We start from the raw sequence: 7,221 nt of genomic DNA on the forward strand, positions 1-7,221 counted from the left end.
ATCCATGTCCCGTCGCTGCTTCCTCAAGGCGACTGCAGCGGCAGCCGGCACCTTCGCGCTGGGCTTCGCCACCCATGCTTCGGCCGAGACTTCCGACCCTGCAAAAACGCTGCATGAGCTCGGCGGCTGGGTAATGATCTATCCCAACAATGACGTTGTCATTCGAATTTCCCGATCTGAGATGGGGCAAGGATCGCTGACCGGGCTGGCGCAATTGTTAGCCGAGGAGCTGGAATGCGACTGGGCTCGAGTCCGAACCGAATATGCGTCGCCCAGGGAGAATCTTGTCCGCGGCGAGATCTGGGGCGACTTTCAGACGGGCGGCAGTGGTTCGATCCGCGAACTGCATGAGCCGCTTCGGCAGGCCGGCGCCGCGGCGCGCATGATGCTGGTCGCCGCAGCCGCCAAGCAATGGGGATTTCCGCAAGGCGAATGCCAGGTCGCGAGCGGCATCATCAGGCATACACCCAGTGGCGAGAGTGTGAGCTTCGGAGAGGTTGCCCATCTGGCGGCGAGGATGGAAGCGCCAGCCAGCGTGCACCTCAAGAAACCGGAGGACTGGCGGATCGCAGGCCAGCCGCTGAAAAGGCTGGATACGCCCGAAAAACTAACCGGGAAGCAACTCTACTGCATCGATCTGTCATTGCCGGGGATGCTGAATGCAGCCGTCCGATCCTGTCCGATTTTCGGGGGCAAGCTGCGCGGCTTCAAACCGGATATCGCAAGATCGATGCCTGGGGTTCGCGATATCCTGTCCGTCGAAGACCTTGCAGTCGCTGTAGTTGCCGACCGGTGGTGGCAAGCCAAAACGGCCCTGGATGCGCTGGAAATCGACTGGGATCCAGGTCCGCACGCGGCAGTGAGCGATGCGACGATTTCGGATCGGCTTAAGGAAGGGCTCGATGACGAACGGGGTTATGTTGGCACAGAGGTGGGAGAGGCCCTTTCCGCGATCGAAAATAGCGAACGTGTCATCACCGCCGACTACAGCTATCCCTATCAGGCTCATGCCGCGATGGAGCCGATCAACGCGACTGTGCTCTACACCCCGGAGCGCTGTGAGATCTGGGCGCCGACCCAACACGCCGGTGCTTGCCTCGAAACCATAGCCGAAGCCAGCGGATTGCCTGCCGAAAGTTGCGAGGTGCACCGGTTGCACCTCGGCGGCGGGTTCGGCAGGCGCCTGTATCATGACTATGCACGGATGGCGGTACTGATCGCAAAGCAGATTCCCGGCACGCCGGTGAAAATGATCTGGTCACGTGAAGAAGACATGACGCACGACTACTACCATCCGATTACGCGCTGCCGCATGACTGGGACTCTCGATGCCAAAGGCCGTCTCGCCGGGCTGCACATGCGCATTTCGGGGCAATCGATCTCCGGTTCGATTGCTCCGCATCGACTTGTCGATGGTAACGATCCGCGCGTCTTCCACGGGCTATACATAGGAGAGGGGAACGGAACGCTCAGCTACAGCATCCCTGACCTGCTGATCGACCATGTCATGTATAATCCATCGATTCGGCCCGGCTCCTGGCGCGGGGTCAACCTGAATCAGAACCTCTTCTATTTCGAATCCTTTGTCGATGAGATGGCTCATGCAGCAGGGCGCGATCCGCTCGAGTTCAGGCTTGAGATGATGGCTGAACGCCCAAAGCACCGCGCTGTGCTCGAAGCAGTTGCGGAGCGCGCCAGCTGGCGTCAGGCAGCGCCCGAGGGCACCTATCGCGGGATTGCCGTCGCCAATGGCTATGGAAGCTATGTCGCAGCGGTAGCCGAAGTCTCGCTCAAGGACACTTTTGTTCGGCTCGACCGCCTGATCGTTGCGATCGATGTCGGCAATGCGGTAAATCCGGAACTGATTGCCCGCCAGGCCGAAGGTGCCTGCGCCTTTGGCCTGTCGGCTGCATTGTACGGCCAGTGTAACGTCAAGGGTGGCGCCATTCAGCAGACGAATTTCGACACCTATCGCGTGTTGCGACTCGCCGATATGCCGGAAGTTGAAACCATCGTCCTGCAGTCACGAGACTTCTGGGGTGGCGGTGGCGAGCCACCGATCGCCGTGGCCACTCCAGCGGTGATGAATGCCGTCTTCGCCGCGACGGGCCAACGTATACGCCATCTCCCGCTTGCCCAAAGCGGTCTCCTCCCCGTCTGAAGGTATCGCAAGATATGAAAATCGTTGCTCGATTGGCCAAAATGACCCGCCAACAGGGTTCGTTCGACGGTCGTCGACTGCTCCATGTCATGGCCTTTGCCTCCATGACGATCGTGTCGGCGCATGCAGACGGCGATCCCGCGCATGGGAAAATTGTCTTTGGCCGTTGCGCCGCTTGTCACTCCATCACCGGTGAAAACCGGATCGGACCACCACTCAACGGCGTGATCGGCCGTGCCGCGGGCTCCGTGACCGGAACCAGGTATTCAAGCGCTATGAGCAATGCCCAAACCGTATGGGACGAACAGAATCTCGATCGATTTCTCACAGCGCCGGCCGGCTTTCTTCCGGGCACGACGATGACGGTAAGCCTTCCCCAGGCCCGGGACCGTTCGGATCTTATCGCCTATTTGAAAACACTAGGGCCAAAGTGAAGCAACCGGAAAGAGCGAAGGAACAAAATGGCTCTTCTAACAGTCAATTCCGTTCAGCGAGAAGTCGAGGCGGACAGCACCACCCCGTTGTTGTGGGTGCTCCGGGATCATCTTGGATTGATGGGAACCCGCTTTGGTTGCGGTGTTGGCCTCTGCGGCTGCTGTACCGTTCACATCAATGGTGAAGCTGTCCGCTCCTGCGTTACGACGCTGGCCGATGCAGAAGGCTCGCAGATCACGACGATTGAAGGTCTCGGAACGTCCGAGAGACCGCATCCGGTTCAGGCTGCCTGGCTCGAGGTTGACGTTGCCCAGTGCGGCTACTGCCAGTCAGGTCAGATCATGCAGGCGGCGGCTTTGCTCGCCACCAATCCGCAACCAACCGATGCCGACATTGACGGCGCGATGTCCGGCAATCTGTGCCGCTGCGGCACCTACCAGCGGATCCGCGATGCCATCCATCGAGCAACAGAGTTGCAGCGATGACAGCTTTCATGCAAACCCGCCGCCAGTTTCTCTTCGGGATCGCGGCGGCCGCCGGCGGCCTGACATTTGGCGCACCACGCGCATTGGCGCAGAGCTCGAGTGCCGTCCCGGGCAATTCCGCTGATATTACCGCCTGGATCGCGATTCAGCCGGATGACATCGTCACAATCCGCGTGGCGCGCAGCGACATGGGCCAAGGCATCATGACAGCCTTGCCGATGCTGGTTGCCGAAGAATTGGAATGCGACTGGGCCAAGGTGCGCGCGGAATATTGCGACACCTACGAGAACATCCACAAGGACAAGCCCTGGGGCGACATGGTCACGTCGACGTCGATCTCCGTACGCGCCTCGCAGGAGTATCTGAGGCTGGCCGGCGCACAGGCCAGGGAAATGCTGATCGCAGAAGCTGCGGAGAGATGGAGTGTCTCACCCGGGCAATGCACGGCGCGAGACAGCTTCGTCACGCACACGCTCTCGGGCCGGACCTTCACCTACGGCGAATTGGCCGGAGGCGCTTCGGCGCGGCCTGTTCCTCCGGAGGTCGCCCTCAAGCCGGTGGAGGCCTGGCGGCTCCTGGGCACCCCAGCGCGTCGGCTCGATGCAAGGCCACGGGTGTTTGGCGAGCCGATCTTCGCCATCGACACGTCACTGCCGGGCATGTTGCATGCCGCGATCAAGGCGTGTCCCACCATCGGGGGCCGGCTTGTCTCCCATGAGGCAGACAAAGTCGCCACAATGGCGGGCGTACGCCACGTGCTTCAGGTCGACGATGGTGCTGTCGCTGTCGTCGCCGATACCTGGTACCAGGCCCATCTCGCGATCCAGAGCCTGCCTGTCACTTGGGACGAATCCATCGGCAGCGGTGTCTCGAACGATTCCCTGCGCGTCCTTTTTCAGCATGGATGCGAGGATCCCAAAGCAGCTATCGGCGCCGATGTGGGCGACGCCGATGCGAAACTGGCGAGTGCCGCGAAGGTCATCAAGGCGGAATATGAAGCGCCCTATCTGGCCCATGCGACCATGGAGTCGCAGACCGCGACGGCGCGGGTGACCGACGATCGCGCCGAAATCTGGGCGCCCACCCAGAATGGCGAGGGAACGAGCCGCGCGGTCGCGCAGGCATTGGGGATGAACGAGACCCAGGTCCATGTCTACAAATGCCTCATCGGCGGGGGCTTCGGCCGCCGAGGGCTAGCGCAAGACTGGGCCGCGAAAGCCGTCCGTATCGCCCGGCAGGTTCCAGGCGTACCGATCAAGATGATCTGGTCGCGCGAGGAGGATTTCACCCACGATTTCTATCGCCCGATGGTGATCGCACGTCAGAACGCCTCATTCGACGCACACGGCCGCCTGACCGCGTGGAAGATCCGCCTCTCCGGGTCATCGATCGGCGAAACGCTTGCGCCGTTCTTCCTCCGCGACGGCGTCGACCACTCACTGATGGATGCCTTCGTCGAGGAGGATATGCCCTACGAGGTTCCGGCATTGAAGGTTACGGTCGCGCAGCGGAAGACCCACATTCCCGTTGGCTTCTGGCGCGGCGTAAACTACTCGCAAAACGGCTGGTTCCGCGAAGCCTTCCTCGATGAGATCGCCGAGGTCCGTGGCATGGACCCATATGGAATGCGCCAGGAAATGCTGGCGGCCAATCCGCGCGCCTTGGCGACGTTGGACGCGGCGGCCATACGTGCGGGGTGGGGCGCCGCGCCGGAAGGACACCATCAAGGGATTGCGCTGGTGCAGGGCGACCACGCCTGGTGCGCGCAAGTCGCAGAGATCTCGATCACCGATGGGCGACTGCGGGTTCATCGCGTGACGTGCGCGGTGGATCCGAATTACGTGGTGCATCCCGACATACTGATACAGCAGATCCAGGGGGGAATCGTCCAGGGTCTCGCCGCGGCACTCTATGGACAGATGACCGTAGACAACGGCAGGATGGTCGAAGCTAATTTCGACACCTATCAATATCTGCGGATCGACGAAGCACCACAGATCGACGTGCATCTGGTTCCCGCTATGGGGAGATGGGGCGGCCCATGGGGCGGGATCGGCGAAACCGGCCTGCCGCCGCTCGCCCCGGCACTGACGAATGCTGTCTTTGCAGCGACCGGCCGACGGATCCGACGGCTACCGCTTTCGCTTTATAACTTTGAGCAACCGAATGGCGCGGGTACGGACAACAGTGAGCAGGCTGGAAACTCCAGCACAAGCATCCGCAAGTGATAGCGAACGCCGGCGCTGGTCGATCGCCTGGTTGCTACCGCTCATACTCGGCGCGCTGGTTGCAGGGGCGACACTGCCTGTCGTACTCGTCGGCTATATGGGCACACAAGACGTCGCCAGCCGACTGCTCCGGGATCGCGGAGACTTGCTGGTGGAAGCTGTCGTAACCCCGATCGAGGGCTTGCTGACACCCGTATCGGAAGCAATGGACGGCGCGTCGGAAGCCCTTGGCGCGCGTCGTGGAACCACGGGTGATCCGCTCCAGCTTGGAAGCTTCGTCGAGAGTCTTCTGGCTGCCAACCGGCATATCAGCGGCATCGCCCTGGTGTCTCTGGATGGTTCGATGCGCAGATGGTCCCGCGACGGCGAACGACAACTGCTCGTCGACGATGACGGCCTTCAATTTCGTCAAGAGCTGATCACGAAAGCAGCGGGGGGCCGCAGCGGCACGTGGTCCTCCCCGTTCGTCAGTTACGCAAGCGGCGAAATCGTCATCACCTACCGCGCACCGATGAGGCGGGATGGCAGTCTGCTTGGGTTGCTGACGGCTTCAGTGCCGCTCAACGGCCTCTCGCCACGGCTTTCCGGCCTTGGCAGCGAGTTCGGAGTGGTCCCCTTTGTTCTCTCGAACCGCCTCGACATCGTCGCTTATCCGAACATGAACGCAGCGCCGGCAAGCGACGACACTCCGGTCGAACTGCCAACGATCCATTCGATCGGCGATGACGTACTTGCCGCGATATGGTCGGCGCCCCGGCCGACGACGACGGTCAAGGCGTTGCATCAGGCCCAGACCCATTGGACACGTGTGAACGAACGATCTTACACCTATTTCTACCGGGAGCTTCCACTTGCCAGCGACGCGAAGATGGTTGCGGGTTTTTACGTTTCGTCCTCGACGACTGAGCGCGAACGGTGGATGGCCTCGATCGTCGTGATGATCGGACTTGCGCTCTTGGTGGTGTCGATCCTGGTTTCGCGACTTGTCGCCCGCAGTCTGGCTCGTCCCATCGTCTCGTTCGGCGACGCTTCCCGGGCCGTGGGCGAACTGAACTTCACAGCACCAGATCTCAGCCGCTGGAACGCCAGCCGCATTTCAGAGATTGCCAGCACGGCGCGGGCTTTCAGCCGCATGGCGGCGGCGCTGGCGTCCATCAGGCGCTACATACCCAATAGCCTCATGCGCAGGCTCATCGACCTTGGCGATCAGAGCGGCCGATCCCAGGTGCGCGAGGTAACGGTGCTTTTCCTGGATCTCGAGGGCTTTACCGAATTTTCGCGAAACCGCCGCGCGACAGAGATTTCGTCCTACCTGAACGGTATATTCAGCCAGGCTGGCCCGTTAGTGGAGCAATATGGCGGCACGATCGACAAGTACCTGGGCGACGGATTGATGGCATTCTGGGGCGCGCCGATCGAGGATGAAAAGCACGCGCTGCGGGCCGTCGAATGTGCGCTCGCAATCGCCGACACATTGTCAATTCATCTGCGTGCCCGGAAGGATGTGGGCAGCGATGGATGCCGCGTTCGTATAGGGCTGCATTCAGGTGATGTCGTTGTCGGCGACCTCGGCTATGAGGGGAGAACCGACTACACGATTGTCGGCGACACCGTGAATCAGGCCAAGCGGACGGAAGAGAGCGCACGAGGAATCCTCCCGGAACGCCTTGCCGTTATTGCCGTCACGTCGAGAACAGTTTCGCTGGCCGGCGTCACGAAGGAAAGCCACTTCCTGCGAGAGTTAAGTTCAAAGCAATCTTGTATTCTCGAGAGGGCCGCTTCTCGATAGTTCGTCCTGATTCCAGCCGTTCCGCCCCCCTGAAGGTTTCTCGATGCGGGCCGCATCGCGATGTTCGCCGCCGGCGTTGGCGGCCCGCGTTGACAAACCTTGGAAGGAGGAAGCCGCGGGGGT

The 7,221-nt window shown here is 61.3% G+C and carries 5 protein-coding genes; all 5 read left to right on the forward strand.

The features are described from left to right. The first annotated feature begins 4 nt into the window (after nt 1-4). The 5 genes from BM413_RS29485 to BM413_RS33895 all read left to right on the forward strand — a co-directional run bounded on the left by BM413_RS29485 (nt 5) and on the right by BM413_RS33895 (nt 7,098). Nucleotides 5-2,161 carry a xanthine dehydrogenase family protein molybdopterin-binding subunit gene (locus BM413_RS29485; RefSeq protein WP_348272948.1) on the forward strand — a complete coding sequence of 719 codons (2,157 nt, stop codon included), beginning with the start codon at nt 5-7 and terminating at the stop codon, nt 2,159-2,161. A gap of 14 nt (nt 2,162-2,175) precedes the next feature. Further along, nucleotides 2,176-2,595, forward strand: a complete 420-nt coding sequence (locus BM413_RS29490) for a c-type cytochrome (RefSeq protein ID WP_244538095.1) — start codon at nt 2,176-2,178, stop codon at nt 2,593-2,595. Nucleotides 2,596-2,622: 27 nt separating this feature from the next. Further along, nucleotides 2,623-3,081: a (2Fe-2S)-binding protein gene (locus BM413_RS29495; protein ID WP_091918417.1), complete on the forward strand. Its 459-nt coding sequence runs from the start codon at nt 2,623-2,625 to the stop codon at nt 3,079-3,081. Next, nucleotides 3,078-5,309 (forward strand): xanthine dehydrogenase family protein molybdopterin-binding subunit, encoded by a 2,232-nt coding sequence (locus BM413_RS29500; RefSeq protein ID WP_091918418.1) that lies wholly within the window; start codon nt 3,078-3,080, stop codon nt 5,307-5,309. Before BM413_RS29495 ends, BM413_RS29500 begins: the two co-directional genes overlap by 4 nt. Nucleotides 5,310-6,489: 1,180 nt before the next feature. Continuing rightward, nucleotides 6,490-7,098, forward strand: a complete 609-nt coding sequence (locus tag BM413_RS33895; RefSeq protein WP_244538097.1) for an adenylate/guanylate cyclase domain-containing protein — start codon at nt 6,490-6,492, stop codon at nt 7,096-7,098. The last annotated feature ends 123 nt before the right edge of the window (nt 7,099-7,221 follow it).

The organism is Mesorhizobium sp. YR577 (assembly GCF_900116595.1).
Taxonomy (GTDB): Bacteria; Pseudomonadota; Alphaproteobacteria; order Rhizobiales; family Rhizobiaceae; genus Mesorhizobium_M.

Bases quoted from the DNA above. Each gene is read 5' to 3' on its own strand.
- BM413_RS29485 (WP_348272948.1), top strand. From the start codon at position 5: ATGTCCCGTCGCTGCTTCCTCAAGGCGACTGCAGCGGCAGCCGGCACC.
- BM413_RS29490 (WP_244538095.1), top strand. From the start codon at position 2,176: ATGAAAATCGTTGCTCGATTGGCCAAAATGACCCGCCAACAGGGTTCG.
- BM413_RS29495 (WP_091918417.1), top strand. From the start codon at position 2,623: ATGGCTCTTCTAACAGTCAATTCCGTTCAGCGAGAAGTCGAGGCGGAC.
- BM413_RS29500 (WP_091918418.1), top strand. From the start codon at position 3,078: ATGACAGCTTTCATGCAAACCCGCCGCCAGTTTCTCTTCGGGATCGCG.
- BM413_RS33895 (WP_244538097.1), top strand. From the start codon at position 6,490: ATGCGCAGGCTCATCGACCTTGGCGATCAGAGCGGCCGATCCCAGGTG.